The sequence below is a fragment of the Vibrio marinisediminis genome (assembly GCF_014050145.1).
Lineage (GTDB): Bacteria > Pseudomonadota > Gammaproteobacteria > Enterobacterales > Vibrionaceae > Vibrio > Vibrio marinisediminis.
Genome location: NZ_JACFYF010000008.1, coordinates 36895 through 55572, shown reverse-complemented (window position 1 = coordinate 55572; position 18678 = coordinate 36895). Strand labels below are relative to the sequence as shown.

Genomic DNA, 18678 nt, shown 5'->3' with positions numbered 1-18678 from the left:
TATTTTTTTGTCTCACTGCATTTGATAAAGTGAGGACAATCAGCAAAGCACGGACAGCCCTATGCCTTTTCAATCGCCACTCACATTCAGTGACGAGCAAATCAATGTTAGCGAGCTCAAATCGCAACTAGAACAATTTGCCGCCTATCAAAAGAAAGAGTTTACTGATCATCACCCCGTCAGTGATCTTGTCCTTGGGCGTTCTGACTACACCGATTTGTTGCTCACTCGTCTATGGCAATACTACGGTTTTGCCAAATTACCCAATATCAGTTTGGTTGCCGTCGGTGGATACGGTCGTGGCGAACTGCACCCATTGTCTGACATTGATATTTTGGTCGTCTCGAAAAAAAGGCTGCCCGATGCGCTAGGCGCAAAAGTCAGTGAATTCATTACCCTATTGTGGGACTTGCGCTTAGAGATTGGCCATGCCGTACGTACCGTTGATGAGTGTGGCGAGATAGGTCGAAGCGATTTAACCGTGGCAACGAATCTACAAGAAGCACGCTTGTTGACTGGCTGCGAAGACACTTTTCATCAACTGAAAATGTTGGTCCATTCTGAGTCATTCTGGCCAAGTGAAATATTCTACAAAGCCAAAGTTCAAGAACAGACAGCAAGACATGCACGCTATCACGACACCACCTATAACTTAGAGCCCGATATTAAATCGACCCCCGGGGGGCTGCGCGACATTCACACCTTGAGCTGGGTTGCTCGCCGCCATTTTGGTGCCACCTCTTTATTTGAAATGAGCCGTTATGGATTTCTAACCGATGCTGAATACCGTGAACTGGTTGAATGCCAAGAATTCTTATGGCGCGTACGATTTGCCCTGCATATCGATTTAAAACGCTACGACAACCGACTCACTTTTGCCCACCAGCCACCAGTCGCTGAAACACTTGGCTTTGTCGGTGAAGGTAATCGCGGGGTAGAAATGATGATGAAAGAGTTTTATCGTACTCTGCGCCGAGTTGCCGAACTCAACAAGATGTTGCTCAAGCTATTTGGCCAGGCGATTTTGAATCGTGGCGTAGAAAGCTCTGTGCAGATCATTAGCGAAGACTTCCAACGCCGGGGAAGTCTGATTGAGGCTCGTAAACCCGCCCTATTCCAAGCGCGTCCAGAGTCTATTCTCGATATGTTCTTACACATCGCCAATGATTCAACCATTGAAGGCGTTTCACCTCCGACACTTCGTCAACTTAGAACAGCACGTCGCCGATTCAATAAATTTCTACACACAATTCCAGAAGCACGCGAAAAATTTTTAGAATTATGTCGCCACCCCAACGCACTGCATAATGCTTTTGGTTTAATGCACAAACTGGGAGTGCTCTCCGCCTATTTGCCGCAATGGAGCCAAATTGTTGGGCAAATGCAATTTGACCTATTCCATGTTTATACCGTCGATGAACACAGTGTCCGGTTATTAAAGCACCTCAACACTTTCAGCTACGCAAAAAATCATAGTAAGCATCCTATTTGCTGCGAGGTATACCCTCGCATTCAGAAAAAGGAATTGCTCATTATCGCCGCTATATTCCATGACATAGGTAAAGGGCGCGGCGGTGACCACTCGGTGATTGGTGCAGAAGAAGCGTACGCATTTTGCCGAGAACATGGGCTGTCAACACCCGAAGCCAATCTCGTCTCTTGGTTAGTACGCCATCACTTATTAATGTCAGTGACGGCTCAGCGTCGTGATATTTATGATCCTGACGTCATTGCTGAATTTGCCAAAAAAGTTCGTGACGAGGAATACCTAGAATATTTAGTTTGCCTAACGGTCGCTGATATTTGCGCCACCAATCCTGAGCTTTGGAACAGTTGGAAGCGTACTCTCTTAGCTGAATTATTTTATTCCACTCAGCGAGCACTGCGTCGTGGTTTAGAAAACCCAGTAGATGTCCGCGAGCGTATTCGTCATAACCAACAAATGGCATCGGCGTTACTGCGCAAAGAAGGCTTCAGTAGCCGTGAAATTGATGTGATGTGGCAACGCTTCAAAGCGGACTACTTCTTGCGTCACTCTCATAAACAAATTGCCTGGCATTGCGCTAATCTGCTGCGTCATGAAGACCCAACCAAGCCACTGATACTGATCAGTAAAAAGCCCACTCGCGGCGGTACCGAGGTCTTTGTTTATAATAAAGACCAAAACGGCTTGTTCGCCACCGTCGTGGCCGAATTAGACCGACGCAACTTTAACGTCCATGATGCGCAAGTAATGACCAGCAAAGATGGCTATGTGTTCGATACCTTTATGGTATTAGATCAACATGGCAATCCGATAGAGGAAGGTCGCCATAAAGCCGTCATTAAACACTTAATCCACGTATTGGAAGATGGTCGCCCAACCAAGATTCGTACAAGGCGAGCCCCGCGTAATTTGCAGCATTTTAAAGTCAAAACCAAAGTGGACTTTTTACCGAGTAAGAGTAAAAAACGTACCACGATGGAATTTGTCGCGCTCGATACTCCGGGGTTATTGGCTACTGTTGGGGCGACGTTTGCTGAGCTCAATATCAATTTGCACGCGGCCAAAATTACCACGATTGGCGAACGCGCAGAGGACTTTTTCATAATTACTGGCACTGATGGCAGTAAGCTAAGTGAAGAGGAAGAGCAGCGACTTAGTGAAGCGCTTATCGCGAATGTCGCCGAGCTAGCGCCAAGCTGATCTTAACCACAAATTGAGAAAAATATAGATAGTACAACTATATTGGTGACAACTAGGCTGCTACATTAAAAGTGTTCAATTTAATCTGATTTCATCAGCTACGAATAAGTACGATTAATGAGGTAGCCTATGTTTCCACACTTAACGGGTCTAGGCATACAAGATCCCAAGCAAATTGAGCGCTATTCTTTGCGCCAAGAAGCTCACAAAGACATCCTAAAGATCTACTTCCATAAGCAAAAAGGCGAACTCTTCGCCAAAAGCGTGAAATACAAATACCCGCGACAAATAAAAAATGTACTGGTCGATAGTGGCAGCCACCAATACAAAGAAGTCACCGAGATCAACCGTAATTTAACCCTAGTTATCGACGAACTGAATAAACTCACCAAACCCGAAAAACGTGCAGAAGTGGACGTAAAAGAGAAAATACTGTCTGACTTACGCCATTTAGAAAAAGTGGTCTCGAGTAAAATAGCGGAGATCGAATCCGATCTCGAAAAACTAAAATAGATTCAAAAAAGGCTTCCGAATGGAAGCCTTTTCAATATCAAAATTACACTAACCAACCCGCAAATTTACCGACTAAGTAAAGCGCAACGGCAGCCATTACACCGGCGACGATATCATCAATCATAATACCGAGCCCGCCATGCACTCGCTTATCCAACCAGCCAATCGGCCATGGCTTCACCATATCAAAAAAGCGAAATAGGACAAAACCGGTGAGCAGCCACTTCCATTCCGTCGTTGGAAGTTGCAATAGTGGCACCACTGCCATCGTGATCCAAAATCCGGCAAATTCATCCCAAACAATGGAGCCGTGATCATGCACCCCCATATCATCCGAGGTCACTTGGCAAATTTTCACACCAATAATGCATGCCGCCAGCACCACCAATAAGTAGCCGCTAAGTGGTAACTGTACGATCAACAAATAGAGGGGGATCGAAGCCAGCGTACCCATGGTGCCCGGAATGATAGGAGATAAGCCACTACCAAACCCTGTCGCCAATAAGTGCCAAGGGTTCTTCAAAGAGATCAGAGAAAGAGGATTGGTCATAATAAGGTCTTAATTGCTTTTGAAATGATCGTAGCCACTGAGCTGCCAAGAAATAGCCTGCCCATCTTTAGTCAATGTAAGCGTCCCACTGTTATTGATCTGACCGATTCGAGTAATCACGCAGTCAACATCCGCCAATGCTTGCCACATCGCTTCACGTTTCGCCTCAGGGACAGTAAAACACAATTCGTACTCCTCACCGCTGATCAACGCATATTGTAATGCGCTTTCTCGACTAGCGACAAACTCGACCAGTTGTGCTGAGACGGGTAACTTTTCAACGTCCACTTCTGCCCCAACGCTTGAGCGCTTCAGTATGTGACCCAAGTCGGAGACGACACCATCAGAAATATCAATCGCAGCGCTGGCTATTCCTCTCAGCGCTTCACCAACCTTTATTCTCGGTGATGAAAGGTAATGGCGTTGTTCCAGTACTCGCGCATTCGGCTTACCTGCATTGGTTGGGTTTAGAATAACATCCAACCCTGCTTGGCTATCACCTAATGAGCCCGTTACGTAGATCTCATCACCTTCTTTTGCACCATCACGGCGAAGAGCCTCACCTTTAGGGACCAAGCCTTGTACCGTTAAGGTTAAACTCAACGGACCTTTGGTGGTATCACCACCAATCAATTGAATACCGTATTGGTCGGCAAGCGCAAAAAAACGGTCACAAAATGGGGCAAGCCACTCTTCATCAACCTCTGGCATAGTGAGTGCAAATGATACCCAAGCAGGCGTCGCACCCATTGCGGCTAAATCACTGATATTGGAAGCCAATGCTTTATGAGCAACCCATCCCGGGTTTGCATTTGCGAGGAAATGAGTTCCTGACACTAACGTATCAGTGCTGATAGCAATTGAGTAACCTGATGGCGCTTCAACTAACGCACAATCATCACCCGCAGCGAGTAGCACGTCACAACGCTGAGTTTGTCGACCAACAAAGTACGTTTCGATTAGATTAAATTCGCCAGACATAGATAAGCAAGAGTGGTGGGGGTAAGTTGTAGTATATAAAAAAGGTCAGCATATGCTGACCTTTTTAATTAAAAATCGATTATTTCTTACGTACGTGTGGTGCTGCTTTATCTAACACACCATTGACGAATTTGTGGCTATCTTCTGCCGCGAATACTTTTGCAAGTTCAATCGCTTCGTTGATCACCACTTTGTAAGGAACGTCTTCACGACGAGTCATCTCATACATAGCAAGGCGTAGCAATGCTAGTTCCATCAAATCCAAATCTTGCATTGGACGAGATGTGTATGGACGAATCTTACTGTCTAGCTCTGTGTGACTTAGCACAACACCTGTTAGAAGGTCACGGAAGTAAGCAACGTCTGTGTCTGGTGTTGAAAGTGCAGGTTCTGATGCATGATGCTCTTCTTCATCATACTTACCACCAGATAAGAACTGTTCTTCAATTGTGGCAACATTATCTTTAGTAATCTGCCAAGAGTAGATCGCTTGTAGAGCGAATCGACGTGCATTACGACGTGCGGCTGGTTTCACACTGGCCCCCATTAGGAATCAATTTCTGAAAGAACGTTAATCATCTCAAGTGCGCTTAGTGCAGCCTCTGCACCTTTATTACCAGCCTTGGTTCCTGCGCGCTCAATTGCTTGGTCAATTGTATCAACCGTCAAAACACCGAATGCTACTGGAAGGCTAAATTCCAGAGATACTTGTGCTAGACCTTTGTTACATTCACTGCAAACATAGTCAAAGTGAGGTGTACCACCACGAATCACTGTACCGAGAGATACAATCGCGTCGTACTTACCTGTTTTCGCTACACGTTGAGCGACAAGAGGCAATTCAACTGCACCAGGGCAACGAACAACAGTAATGTTGTCTTCGCTTACTTGTCCATGACGCTTTAAAGTATCGATTGCACCAGACAATAGACTTTCGTTAATAAAACTGTTGAAACGAGAAATAACGATAGCAATTTTCGCGTTTGGCGCTGGGAAGCCACCCTCGATCACTTTCATAAGCCTTCCTTTAACTATATTCATCAAGTGAGAATCGCCGGATTCTAGCACAAAACTGTGAGCAATATCTAATAGGTTTTCACATATAAGAAACGAAAAAGCGAGACGTCTTAAACATCCCGCTTAATCCATTGAAAATATGAGAGCTTATTACTCAGTTACATACTCAACAACGTTAAGACCAAAGCCACCAAGAGCGTGGTATCGCTTGTTAGTTGAAGAAAGTAAACGCATATCGTGAACACCAAGATCAGCTAAGATTTGTGAACCCACGCCCACTCGGCGAGAGGTCCCCTGCTTTTTAGCCAATGTAGGCGCTTTACCTTGATCTTGCGCTTCAAACATTTTTACACGGTGGATAAGCAATTCTGTTGGCTCTTCATTACCCAGAATAACCAATACACCACCATCTTTACCAATGCGTTTCATCGCTTTATCTAGTGTCCAACTGCGCTCTGCATTACGGTCACTACGCAAAAGGTCGGTAAAGGTATCTTGCAAATGCACACGAACCAGCGGAGCTTGCTCATCAGTGCCTGATTTACAAAGAGCATAATGAACTTGGTTGTCGATTGTATCGCGGTAAGTCACTAGATCGAACTCACCAAATTCCGTTGGTAGCTTACATTCAGCCACGCGCTCAATGGTCGTTTCAGTGTTATTGCGGTATTCGATTAAGTCAGCAATGGTACCCAACTTGATGCCATGTTTTTCAGCAAAAACTTCAAGGTCAGGACGACGAGCCATAGTGCCGTCATCATTAAGGATCTCAACGATGACAGACGCTGGTTCCAAACCTGCCAAGCGAGCCAGGTCACAACCCGCTTCGGTGTGACCTGCGCGAGTTAGTACGCCACCTTCTTGCGCAGCCAGTGGGAAAATATGACCAGGTTGAACCAGATCAGCCGCTTTTGCATTTGGTGCAACGGCAGCTTGCACTGTACGGGCACGATCTGCAGCTGAGATACCGGTTGTAACACCTTCAGCCGCTTCAATCGATACCGTAAAATTCGTGGTGTATTGTGCATTGTTGTCTTGCACCATTGGCGGCAAGCCAAGATCTTCACAACGACTGCGGGTCATCGTTAAGCAGATTAAGCCACGCCCATAAGTAGCCATGAAGTTAATTGCCTCTGGCGTAATGTGCTCCGCGGCCATGATGAGATCGCCTTCATTTTCACGATCTTCATCATCCATCAGGATGACCATTTTTCCTAAACGAATATCTTCAATAATTTCTTGAGGCGTGCTGATTGGCATCTTCTGTTCCTATTCTGGCTGGTATCTTTCTCAGGCTTAAGCAAAGCCATTTTGTTGTAAAAATTCCATGGTAAGACGTGACTCTGGAGCACTCTCTTGCTGCTGACTTGTCAGCAGTCGCTCCATATAGCGAGCCAATACATCAACTTCCAAATTCACTTTTCGTCCAACGTGAAAGTCTGCAATCGTGGTTTCTGAGCCGGTATGCGGGACAATGGTTAGTTTAAACGCATTTTTACGTAATGCATTGACTGTTAAGCTAATACCATCCACGGTAATTGAGCCTTTCTCTGCCACATACTTGCTCAGTTCTGCTGGCATCGCTACCCAAAATTCGATTGAGCGACCAACTTGGTTTCGTTCGACAATCTCACCCACACCGTCGACATGCCCAGAAACAATATGTCCACCAAAACGAGTGGTAGGTAGCATGGCTTTTTCAAGGTTAACCTTGTCACCTGCTTGATAATCAGTAAAACCCGTTTTCTGTAGCGTTTCTAGTGATAGATCTGCCGTGTAGCTATGGCTATTAAATTCAACAACCGTCAAACAAACACCGTTGGTTGCGATACTGTCTCCGAGTTTTACATCCGACATATCTAATGTATTACTGCTAACAGTAACACTGATATCTTCACCTTTTGGTGTAATGGCAGTTAGAGTGCCAACGGCTTCTACAATTCCTGTAAACATAACTATTGTTCTTTATAGATTGGGGTTGCGATGATGCGAATATCCGGACCGACTTGTTTTAGCTCTTTAATATCAAGCTCGATAACTTGATGCATTGCTTGTAAGCCTAATGCACCAATAAGCCCGCGCCCATCACTGCCCATCAATTTAGGGGCAAGGTACAATACTAACTCGTCGACCAAACGCTGTTGAATCAGTGAACTCGCTAATGTAGCTCCCGCTTCAACCCATATATGATTGATGTTGTGCTGCGTTGCCAAAGATTCAAGGGTAACCGAAAGATCAATACGACCATCGTCCGCAAATTGCAAAGGGATCTCTCCCTGCGGAGATACACGCAATAACTCACCTTCCGCATTGAACAGTTTAAGTTCCGGGAACAGTTTGTTGTGTCGATCTAAGATAACGCGAATAGGCTGACGAAGCTGCTGTTTGTCATAAGTCACTTGAATGGAGTCGGCTAGCTCATCCCAGCGCACATTGAGCGAGGCATTATCATCAATCACGGTTTGGCTAGTAGATAGAATCGCGCCAGCTTTTGCGCGAAAACCTTGCACATCTCGTCTTGCTTGCGATGAGGTAATCCACTGGCTCTGACCATTTGCCAAAGCTGTTTGTCCATCGAGACTTGCCGCCATTTTCAATTGTACAAATGGTCGACCGGTTTCCATTTTTTTGATGAACGCAGGATTTAATGCACGCGCGTCGGCTTCTAGTAACCCAACTAGAACCTCGATTCCCGCATCACGTAGCATTTGAATGCCTCGACCGGAAACTTGAGGGTTAGGATCTTGCATCGCGCAGATCACTTTCGACACTTTGGCTTTAATTAAGCCTTCAGCACAAGGGGGCGTGCGTCCGTAATGCGAACAAGGCTCTAGAGTAACATAAGCCGTTGCGCCTTCGGCTTTGCCTGCTGCCATGCGCAGCGCATGCACTTCTGCATGCGGTTCACCAGCACGGAAGTGGAACCCTTCGCCAACAATCTCATCATCACGAGTAATGACACAGCCAACATTCGGGTTTGGTGCCGTGGTATAGATACCGCCTTGCGCTAACTTAATGGCACGCAGCATCATGGCGTAATCTTGTTGAGTAAATTCAGCCATTACAACACCTGACTAATCTTCCAGTTTCGCGATTTCTTCACCAAACTCTCGAATATCTTCAAAACTGCGATAAACAGAAGCAAAACGAATATAAGCAACCTTATCAAGATCTTTCAATTGCTCCATCACTAAGTTCCCGACCATTTCACTAGGGACTTCACGCTCACCTGTCGCGCGAAGTTTTGACTTAATCATGCTAATCGCAAGCTCAACCGCATCAGCACTTACTGGACGTTTTTCCAAAGCACGTTGTAAACCACCGACCATTTTATCTTCATTAAATGGTTCACGATTACCATTGGATTTAATCACACGAGGCATGACGAGCTCAGCGGTTTCAAAAGTAGTGAAACGCTCACTGCATGCCAAGCACTGTCTGCGACGGCGTACTTGGTGACCATCAGCTACTAATCGAGAATCGATAACTTTTGTATCAGTCTCGGTGCAAAAAGGACAATGCATATTACCTCCATATCAATGCTCGTAGTGTAGCGGAATTGATAAGTTGAAGAAAAGAAAAAGGGGCGTACTCGCCCCTTTTTACATAAATAACTGTTAACTCCAGCAATAACGATTAACTGCGGGCTAAATAGTTGGCTTTACCCACCCATTTGTAACTGGTTAGCTCTTCTAAGCCCATTGGACCACGAGCATGCAGTTTCTGTGTTGATACTGCCACTTCTGCACCTAAACCAAACTGAGCACCATCGGTAAAGCGGGTTGATGCGTTTACATAAACCGCTGCAGAGCCTACTGAGTTAATGAAACGCTCTGAGTTTTCTAAGCTATTGGTCATGATTGCGTCTGAGTGGCTCGCATTGTGAACTCGCATGTGGTCAATCGCTTCCGCAATATCAGTCACTACTTTCACGCCTAACGTATAACTTAGCCATTCTGTATCAAAGTCACCGTCAACGACATCACGTAGTTCTTTTGCATTACCCAGCAGAGCTTTCGCTTTCGGTTCTGCTACCAAGGCGACTTTGTCATTTAAGCGCTCTGCCAACATAGGCAGAAACTCAGCGGCGATTTGTTCGTGTACCAACAGCGTATCCAATGAGTTACACGCTGAAGGGCGTTGAGCCTTTGCGTTTTCAACCACATCAACTGATTTCGCTAAGTCAGCACTCTCATCAACAAAAATATGGCTAATACCAAAACCACCAATGATCACAGGTATTGTGCTGTTCTCTTTACACATTTTGTGTAACCCTGCACCGCCACGAGGAATGATCATATCAACGTAGTCATCAAGCTTCAGAAGTTGCGACACCAATTCTCGGTCTGGCTTTTCGATGTATTGCACTGATGCAGCCGGTAAGCCAGCTTTCGCCAACGCTACTTGAATCACTTTCACCAGTTCCATATTGGAGAAAAATGTCTCTTTTCCGCCACGAAGGATGCTGGCATTGCCCGTTTTCAAACATAGCGCCGCAATATCAATCGTCACATTTGGGCGAGCTTCATAAATCACCCCAACCACACCAAGTGGCACGCGGCGACGCGCAAGTGACATGCCGTTTTCTAGAATTTTGCTGTCAATTTCACTGCCAACAGGATCATTTAAACTAATAACATTACGAACATCATTAGCAATGCCAGCAAGACGAGCTTGGTTTAGCATTAATCGATCTAACAACGACTCAGTTAAGCCAGCTTGGCGACCTAACTCTAGATCCTTTTCATTCGCCACTAGAATAGTGGCGGCATTCGCTTCAAGTTCGTCAGCAATAATGGCTAACGCTTGGTTTTTCTGCGCAGTGGAGGCTGTCGCCAGTGTGAAAGCAGCGTCTTTTGCTGCTTTACCCATGTTAATTAATTCCACGTCACTTCCTTAATAATTCGTTCTTATTCTTGTATTACGACCATGTCATCACGATGCAGCACTTCAGCACCGTAGTCGTAACCTAATATAGAGAGGATGTCTTTACTGTGCTTACCAAGAATTTTGGTCACATCAACGCTTGAATAAGCGGAAATACCACGGGCAATCAATTTGCCCTCTTGGTTAGTAATACGAACGACATCGCCTCGTGCAAATGCGCCACTGACTTTAAGAACGCCTTTTGCCAATAAACTGCTGCCTTTTCCTAGTACCGCATTCACTGCGCCGTCATCAATCAACATGTCACCAGACGCGGCAGGACCAGCTAAAATCCAACGTTTACGGTTTTCCAATGCTTCTTCACATGGCAAAAAGCGCGTACCTTGTGGCTCTGCACTTAATGAGTCAAAAATCACATCCGGCGCACTACCGGCTGCGATAATAACTTCGATGCCAGCACGACGGGCAATATCAGCGGCTTGCAACTTCGTTGCCATACCACCTGTGCCAAGTGTTGTACCACTGCCACCCGCGATTTTACGCAAAGTGTCATCAATGGTTTTCACTTCTTTGATTAACTCGGCTTGAGGGTCTTTACGTGGGTCGGCGGTAAACAGACCTTTTTGGTCAGTTAAAAGCAGTAATTTGTCTGCACCACATAAAATACCAACCAACGCCGATAAGTTGTCGTTATCGCCAACTTTGATTTCATTGGTTGCGACGGCATCATTCTCATTCACAACAGGAATAATATCGTGCTCAACCAAAGCATTAATGGTGTCGCGTGCATTGAGAAAACGCTCACGATCGTCCAGATCGGCACGCGTTAATAGCATTTGACCAATCTTCATTCCATAAATGGCGAACAGAGATTCCCATGTTTGAATCAACTGACTTTGCCCTACCGCCGCAAGCAGCTGTTTGCTTGCCATCGAGTTGGGCAGTGCGGGGTAACCTAAATGCTCTCGGCCGGCTGCAATTGCACCAGACGATACTATAACCACTGAATGACCTAGTTTTTTGAGCTCTGCACACTGACGTACCAACTCCACCATATGAGCACGGTTTAGTTGTAGCGTTCCGCCAGTCAGTACACTGGTACCAAGTTTCACAACCACTGTTTGAGGTTGCATCACTTTTCCGCATTGTTGATTCGTTGTCATGATAAATTGAATTAATAAAAAACAAGAGCTGATGTTTTATCAATCACTGGCGAAATTAACAAGCAGAAAAGGCGCTAAAAAGCGCCTTTTTATTGGTCAATGAGGATTCTCAATGCTAATTAGACAAATTCAACCGATTCGTCATGCAGAACGACATCAATCTCATACTCATTTTTTAACATTGTTAGCAAAGACTGATGAAAACTATTTTGTATACGATTAACGTCCGCCACGGCTTTTTTAGGTAAAGGTTCATCTACCCACTCGCCAAGACTGTTGTACTTACCAATTCGATAACGAGCAGCAAATTGATTCTCTTGCTGTTCCAACTCTAACCACCAGCCCCAGAACTCACGTTCTTCTGGCGATTTTTTATCATTAACACAAACACCTAGGCAATCAAACAGGTAAAAACCTTCTTTGCTTTGCGATTCTCTAAGGTAAGGACCTAATGCCCTCAAACTCGTTAACAAGCGAAAATGAGTCGGAATTTTCGTCACTTTTGACATATTGACTCTCCATATCTTTAGTTTTAATTAATCCAAATTCATTTTTGAACTCAATATTACTTTTAACTAAATTAGTAGAGAAGTCATCTCATTAACTCATCTTCCAGCCATTTGATCGCCAAATCGAGGGATTGCTCATATCCTTGTGTAATAGTTTTGGAACTGATTTTCTTGGCTTTACCATAATCACTAAAAAGTGCCACTAGCTGATTGTCACTTAATGGTGATACCGGATCCCCTTCTAAGCTCATTGCCAAGATTGGCACTCGAGTTTTACGACTGGTGAGAATTCCTTGAGTTTTTAAAGACCAAGCACGCATTTGAGCCGCAAGACTATTGATATCGACGACCTCTTTGCCGATGCGCGAAGCCAACAAGTCCAGATACATCTTCGACATTTTCTTCAGTTTATCCGGTGACGAAAGGATATCGTGAATCGGGGCGCCCATTGCCACACAAGCTTTGATTTTAGTTTGCTCCATAAAAGAGAGCCGAACCAAAGCATTACCACCAAATCTAAAACCGATCAGTCCAACTCGATAGTGATCCACCCAAGGGATCAATGGCAACTCATTAAGAACCGCCTGATGAATGCTTGACGTGTCTTCGGTTAAAGACCAATGGCTAGAGTGCCCGATAGACGGCATATCTACAGTAAGCATGGCTATATTTTTCTTTGACAAGTAGTCGCGGAACAATCGCCACATGTCCCCTTGTAAGGTATCCAAGCCAGCGCTCACCATCACTACCGGCTGAGGTTTTTCAGTACTGGTTAAGTGCAAATGAGCGACAATTTTCTTACCTTTGTAAGGGACTTCAATACGCTTAATAATGAAGCGCGTTTTCTTGCTCGCCTCATGATAGGCTTTTGATGCCAGAGTCTGAGCTTGCAGAGCGAGGTTGTCATTCTTCAGATGTGGATAGCCAGCAATACTAAAACATAGCGATGCATTAAACAGCTCATCCGCTGATGACTCCCCTTGCATATCCTGAGCACGTTTTTGATGCTCCATACCCAACTTGGTCCATTCATATGTCCAGTTACCACCGTGATAACCCATCACAGTGTCGAGCCATTGCTCATGCGTACGAGAGTGTGATGAACCCGCAATTCTTGCTAATACTTCTTCCATCTCAATCGGATCAATGCCCTGCCAAGTCCATTGCAAACGATGTAAATTGCGGTACCAACTTACATTGGTCTTTTCGCGCATTTCATCCAATAAAACGTGATTGGTTGGCATGTAGCGAGTTAACTCGGAGGTCTCTTTTGCTTGTTTGTGTTTTACAAACAAAGTCTCGGAGAGATTCTTATTATCATTTTCTGACATATGGGCACCTAGCTATGACGTCTGGAAACATAATAAACCTATTTTCTTACTAAGGAGAAGGTGATCAGCAACAAGATAAAGCCTATTCATACTAGTCAATAAATCAAATAGGTAAAAAAAATGACCCTTTCGGGTCATTTAACGAATTTTGCAATCTTTACTTTTGCTTGCGATTAATAGGTTCAACGTATTGAACAATCGTATCCCAAGGCTGCTCAATCCATGTGTCTTGAGCAATATCAACCACGTAATCATCAAGTAACAAAGCGCCTGATGGTTTTGCACACACGGCAATCAATTTAGCTTTCGGGTACATTTCACGAAGTTTACGTGCAGTATCACCACTGTCTACTAAATCTTCTACGATTAGGTAACCTTCGCCATCACCTTCAGGTGCTTTTAGTACACTCATATCACGCTGATGATCATGGTCGTAGCTAGAGATACAAATGGTATCTACATAACGAATGCCTAGTTCACGCGCAAGGATAGCGCCAGGAACTAGACCACCACGACTTACTGCCCAAATACCTTTCCATTGCTCGGCTGGCATCTGTTTTTCAGCTAGCTCACGGCAGTAGTTCTGCATGTTGTCCCAAGTAATAACGAATTTTTTACTCATTGTAATAACCTAATAATTTAAAGATTTGCATCCCCTAACACGCAAATAGTGCTCTCATGCAGAAAGTAGCAGAGTGCGAACAGCTGAATGGGGGCAAGCTGCGCAAACGATTATTCTACCCAAACAGACCTACAATACCAATGGGGAATTTCTTCTAATAAAAGAAAAGCCATAGCAGTGTGATCTACTATGGCTTTTACTATTCAATTTAGAATGCACCAAACTTGTAGCAGCTTGGCACACTATTGTACTTAAGCGAGCAAGTATTTGATGATGAAGATGGCTGAAAGCACCCAAACACTAACCGAAACCTCACGACCTTTACCACTTAGTAATTTAATCGCTGCGTAAGAGATAAAGCCTAAAGCGATACCTTCTGCAATTGAGTAAGTTAACGGCATCAGTAAACAAGTAACAACAACAGGTGCCGCTTCTGTAAGGTCACGCCAATCAACACTCACCAATCCTGACATCATCAGAATCGCGACATAGAATAGCGCGCCTGCGGTTGCATAAGCTGGGATCATGCCTGCCAATGGTGCAAAGAAAAGAGCCAGAATAAATAGCAGACCAACAACAACCGCAGTTAAGCCCGTACGCCCACCCGCAGCTACACCCGCAGTTGATTCAACAAACGAAGTGGTACTTGATGTACCTAACATTGCACCAACCGACGTTGCAGTAGAGTCAGCCAGTAACGCTTTGCTCAAACGTGGTAATTTACCATCTTCTTTAATTAGGTTTGCTTTGGTTGCCACCCCTACCAGCGTGCCAGCAGTATCAAACAGATCGACGAATAAGAATGCAAAGACAACTGAAATCATGCCAACTTCAAATACATCAGCAATATTCATTTGCATCAATGTTGGGGCAATACTTGGTGGCGCAGACATCAAACCGCCCCACTGAACATCACCAACCACGATGCCGATAGCCGTAATAATTAAGATGGCGATCATAACCGCGCCACGAACGCCACGGTATACCAAACCAATTGTTAAGAAGAAGCCCAAAGCGGCCAACGCCGGTTTAAGGCTAGTAATGTCGCCACGGCTGACCAACGTCGCAGGGTTATCAACCACGATGCCCGCATTTTGTAGACCAATGAAGGCAAGGAAAAGACCAATACCTGCCGAGATACCGGTACGAAGCGACATTGGAATAGAGTTAATGATCCACTCTCGTACCTTAAATATGCTCAATGCCATAAACAGGATGCCCGAGACAAATACCGCGCCTAGCGCAACTTGCCAAGTATGCCCCATACCTAAAACAACACCGTAGGTGAAGAAAGCATTCAAACCCATGCCTGGCGCAAGTGCGATTGGGTAGTTAGCAACGAAACCCATAATGAAACAGCCAATAGCAGCCGCTAAACAAGTCGCAACAAAAACCGCGCCTTTATCCATACCCGCGTCAGCAAGCATGGCTGGGTTAACAAAAATGATATAAGCCATCGTCAGGAAGGTCGTCAAACCGGCGATGATCTCAGTTTTGACGGTCGTGCCATTCTCACTGAGTTTGAACAGTTTCTCGAACATGGTCGAATCCTATAAATTCAAAGTAAACGTTTGCGTAATCGATTGGCTGGGATTATAAAGTTATCAAATAACAAATTCCAGATAGAATTATCACTCTAATTAATATTTTTCGTTATATAGCTAGCGAAGTAACAGGGATAACCACTATCAATCCTGTAAATTACTTTATTTTTCATAAGGTAACAGCAACAAATGCAGAGCAATTTATTTGATGGAAATTTGAACCGTGTTGTAAACTTTCAGCAAAGAACTCGACGGAAATGACCACGATTGTGGGGATATCTACCTAAGCTAATGAAGATTGATTTGAGTTGCTGTTGAAAAGCAGCCTTTAAGATAAATAGCGGGATAAAAAAACGCCACTCAAAGTGAGTGGCGGTTGAATCATGTCAGCCAAAATAGACAGCTGTAAAAAAATTCCAATAATAGGGGTGAACAAAACTGTTCAGAAGCAAGCTACAACTAGTAGCCGAAGCTTGCAGGGTATACAAAGTTACTCGTATAAACAGAGCTGTTTATCCAGAACATTGCACTTGGTAAACCTTTCATGCTATCACCTTTAAATCAATGCATTAAAAAAAACAAACGTTGATTTCTCGGTTCCTTGGAGGCGATAAATCGGACTCATCCTTTGAGCGTTTTTTCTTCAACTTGTGAAGTTGGTCATAAATATACCTCAACGAAAAAAAATTACAATAGAGAGAGTGATAAAAGTCTCAAAAATAATTAATTGTGATCCAGATCGAATTTATTTCGTAATAAAATTACAGTTAGACGAAAGTATCACCACAGTAAGTTCATCTCGATGAAAACGATTGCTTATGGCTATTTAGGTCCATTTGATGGCTTTACATACAACGAATAACAAAAATCCCCCGCCCTCTACTCTCTTTCTAATGAGAGTGATATGCTAGCTTTCTCTAATTTGTAGGTCAGCTCTAGTGTTTCATGCCATGCTTGGCAACAATATATTCAATATGATCTGGTCTTAAGTAATATAAGGAGTCATCCGTGACTGAGTTCCATTCTGAAATCAGCGAGTTATCGCCTGCTCCACTATGGCAATTCTTCGATAAGATTTGTTCTATCGCCCACCCATCAAAACACGAAGAAGCGCTAGCGCAGTTCATCGTAAGCTGGGCTGAAGAACAAGGTTTAGATGTTCGCCGCGATCCTACGGGCAATGTCTTTATCAAGAAGGCTGCCACACCAGGAATGGAAAACAAGAAAGGCGTGGTTCTTCAAGCGCACATTGATATGGTGCCGCAGAAAAATGAAGACACACAACACGACTTCACCACGGATGCCATTCAGCCTTACATTGATGGTGGATGGGTAACCGCTAAAGGCACGACCTTAGGCGCTGATAACGGTATCGGCATGGCATCTTGCCTTGCGGTACTCGCTTCGAATGATATCAAACATGGTCCAATTGAAGTGCTATTGACCATTGATGAAGAAGCAGGCATGACAGGCGCATTTGGTCTAGAAGCGGGTTGGTTAGAAGGTGACATCCTTCTTAATACTGACTCAGAGCAAGAAGGCGAAGTTTACATGGGTTGCGCGGGTGGTATTGATGGCGAACTAACGCTAACAATAGAACGTGAGGCAATCCCTACCGGTTACACCACTCGTCAACTGGTATTGAAAGGTCTAAAAGGCGGTCACTCAGGTTGTGATATCAACACAGGTCGTGGCAATGCCAACAAACTGCTTGGTCGCTTCCTCGCTGGTCACGCACAAGAACTCGATTTACGTTTAGTAGAGTTCCGTGGTGGTAGCTTACGAAATGCGATTCCTCGTGAAGCCTTCGTTACCGTGGCATTGCCTGTAGAGAATGAAGGTAAATTAGCCGAGTTATTTGAATACTACACAGAGCTACTGCGCGCAGAACTGGGTCGCGTAGAAACGGATATTGTTACGTTCAACCAAGCAACAGAAATCACTGAAGGCAAAGTCTTTACTATAGCCACTCAACAAAGTTTCATCGCAACATTGAACGCGTTACCAAACGGCGTTATCCGCATGAGTGATGATATTCAAGGCGTAGTTGAAACTTCATTAAACGTTGGTGTGATCACAACTGAAAATGACAAAGTGGCTATTCTTTGCTTAATTCGCTCGTTGATTGACTCAGGTCGTCACCAAGTAGAAAGCACGCTAAGTTCGGTTGCTGAATTGGCAGGTGCAAGCATTCAATTTAGCGGTGGGTACCCAGGCTGGAAACCAGACGCAGATTCAGAAATCATGCAAGTATTCCGTGATCTTTATAACGACATTTACGGCCACAAACCAAATATAATGGTGATCCACGCAGGTCTTGAATGTGGGCTATTTAAAGAACCGTACCCTAACATGGACATGCTGTCATTTGGCCCAACGATCAAGTTCCCACATTCACCAGATGAAAAAGTGGAAATTAGCACCGTTGCCCTATTCTGGGAGCAAATGGTGGCATTGCTAGAAAACATCCCAAGCAAGTCTTAATTAAGAATTTGCATTAGAATAAGTAATCGAAAAAGCCAGCTTTCATTAGCTGGCTTTTTCACCAGCAATGATAGAAATAATTTATCGTGACGATTGTTTATTTTCGCTAGTCACGAATAAGTCAGGTTGTTACAGTCGCCCCCCTTGAAGCGTCTTTGGGCAAACCATCTTGCCTTCTTCAAGCCATAACACCGTGTTGTTATGTTGGGAGCACACCATCCTGGGGTGTCTTATTTCTCTCATGTACTAATCTGTAATAGGCAGTCGTCCTCAAGCATCCATTTTGAGACGTGATTTATTGGCTTTGATATTGAATCAAGCTAATTAAAACTACGCTTCAAATCCCTGCTTACGTGAGCGGCATTATTACTTTTAGTATCAACAAAAAACT

The 18678-nt window shown here is 44.4% G+C and carries 17 protein-coding genes and 1 pseudogene; 3 read left to right on the top strand and 15 right to left on the bottom strand.

Features of this window, described 5'->3' with window-relative positions:
• Window positions 1-52: 52 nt before the first annotated feature.
• Both glnD and H2O73_RS13375 read left to right on the top strand, forming a co-directional pair.
• A pseudogene (gene glnD, locus H2O73_RS13380) lies at window positions 53-2686 on the top strand (bifunctional uridylyltransferase/uridylyl-removing protein GlnD); the annotation flags it as partial.
• A gap of 129 nt (window positions 2687-2815) precedes the next feature.
• Window positions 2816-3199, top strand: coding sequence for a DUF3461 family protein (locus tag H2O73_RS13375; RefSeq protein ID WP_182109367.1), 384 nt, complete (start codon window positions 2816-2818; stop codon window positions 3197-3199).
• 43 nt (window positions 3200-3242) lie between these two features.
• Here H2O73_RS13375 and pgpA read toward each other — a convergent pair whose 3' ends face one another.
• The 15 genes from pgpA to vcdP all read right to left on the bottom strand — a co-directional run bounded on the left by pgpA (window position 3243) and on the right by vcdP (window position 16349).
• Window positions 3243-3749: a phosphatidylglycerophosphatase A gene (gene pgpA / locus H2O73_RS13370; RefSeq protein ID WP_182109366.1), complete on the bottom strand. Its 507-nt coding sequence runs from the start codon at window positions 3747-3749 to the stop codon at window positions 3243-3245.
• A 9-nt stretch (window positions 3750-3758) separates the two neighbouring features.
• The gene (gene thiL / locus H2O73_RS13365) at window positions 3759-4730 is read right to left on the bottom strand and encodes a thiamine-phosphate kinase (protein WP_182109365.1); all 972 of its coding nucleotides are present in this window, start codon (window positions 4728-4730) and stop codon (window positions 3759-3761) included.
• A gap of 79 nt (window positions 4731-4809) precedes the next feature.
• Window positions 4810-5277: a transcription antitermination factor NusB gene (nusB, locus tag H2O73_RS13360; protein WP_182109364.1), complete on the bottom strand. Its 468-nt coding sequence runs from the start codon at window positions 5275-5277 to the stop codon at window positions 4810-4812.
• Window positions 5277-5747, bottom strand: a complete 471-nt coding sequence (gene ribH / locus H2O73_RS13355; protein ID WP_005592769.1) for a 6,7-dimethyl-8-ribityllumazine synthase — start codon at window positions 5745-5747, stop codon at window positions 5277-5279. The genes nusB and ribH overlap by 1 nt, the downstream gene beginning before the upstream one ends.
• A gap of 150 nt (window positions 5748-5897) precedes the next feature.
• On the bottom strand, window positions 5898-7007 hold the full coding sequence (ribBA, locus tag H2O73_RS13350) for a bifunctional 3,4-dihydroxy-2-butanone-4-phosphate synthase/GTP cyclohydrolase II (protein ID WP_182109363.1): 1110 nt from the start codon (window positions 7005-7007) through the stop codon (window positions 5898-5900).
• A 36-nt stretch (window positions 7008-7043) separates the two neighbouring features.
• Entirely contained in the window at window positions 7044-7700 is a 657-nt protein-coding gene (locus tag H2O73_RS13345) for a riboflavin synthase (RefSeq protein ID WP_182109362.1), read from the bottom strand.
• A 2-nt stretch (window positions 7701-7702) separates the two neighbouring features.
• Window positions 7703-8809, bottom strand: a complete 1107-nt coding sequence (ribD, locus tag H2O73_RS13340) for a bifunctional diaminohydroxyphosphoribosylaminopyrimidine deaminase/5-amino-6-(5-phosphoribosylamino)uracil reductase RibD (RefSeq protein ID WP_182109361.1) — start codon at window positions 8807-8809, stop codon at window positions 7703-7705.
• Window positions 8810-8821: 12 nt separating this feature from the next.
• Window positions 8822-9271 carry a transcriptional regulator NrdR gene (gene nrdR / locus H2O73_RS13335; protein WP_182109360.1) on the bottom strand — a complete coding sequence of 150 codons (450 nt, stop codon included), beginning with the start codon at window positions 9269-9271 and terminating at the stop codon, window positions 8822-8824.
• Window positions 9272-9383: 112 nt separating this feature from the next.
• Entirely contained in the window at window positions 9384-10634 is a 1251-nt protein-coding gene (locus tag H2O73_RS13330) for a glutamate-5-semialdehyde dehydrogenase (protein ID WP_182109359.1), read from the bottom strand.
• 23 nt (window positions 10635-10657) lie between these two features.
• The gene (proB, locus tag H2O73_RS13325; RefSeq protein WP_182109358.1) at window positions 10658-11797 is read right to left on the bottom strand and encodes a glutamate 5-kinase; all 1140 of its coding nucleotides are present in this window, start codon (window positions 11795-11797) and stop codon (window positions 10658-10660) included.
• 119 nt (window positions 11798-11916) lie between these two features.
• Entirely contained in the window at window positions 11917-12306 is a 390-nt protein-coding gene (gene crl, locus H2O73_RS13320) for a sigma factor-binding protein Crl (RefSeq protein ID WP_182109357.1), read from the bottom strand.
• Window positions 12307-12389: 83 nt separating this feature from the next.
• Window positions 12390-13637, bottom strand: a complete 1248-nt coding sequence (frsA, locus tag H2O73_RS13315; RefSeq protein ID WP_182109356.1) for an esterase FrsA — start codon at window positions 13635-13637, stop codon at window positions 12390-12392.
• Between the two features lie 157 nt (window positions 13638-13794).
• Complete coding sequence (gpt, locus tag H2O73_RS13310; RefSeq protein ID WP_182109355.1) at window positions 13795-14259, bottom strand: xanthine phosphoribosyltransferase Tet(34); 465 nt, start codon at window positions 14257-14259, stop codon at window positions 13795-13797.
• 251 nt (window positions 14260-14510) lie between these two features.
• Window positions 14511-15800, bottom strand: coding sequence for an NCS2 family permease (locus H2O73_RS13305; protein WP_182109354.1), 1290 nt, complete (start codon window positions 15798-15800; stop codon window positions 14511-14513).
• 462 nt (window positions 15801-16262) lie between these two features.
• Window positions 16263-16349, bottom strand: a complete 87-nt coding sequence (gene vcdP, locus H2O73_RS23440) for a small protein VcdP (RefSeq protein WP_497997498.1) — start codon at window positions 16347-16349, stop codon at window positions 16263-16265.
• Window positions 16350-16811: 462 nt separating this feature from the next.
• Here vcdP and H2O73_RS13300 point away from each other — a divergent pair, with 462 nt between their 5' ends.
• The gene (locus tag H2O73_RS13300) at window positions 16812-18287 is read left to right on the top strand and encodes an aminoacyl-histidine dipeptidase (protein ID WP_182109353.1); all 1476 of its coding nucleotides are present in this window, start codon (window positions 16812-16814) and stop codon (window positions 18285-18287) included.
• Window positions 18288-18678 lie beyond the last annotated feature (391 nt).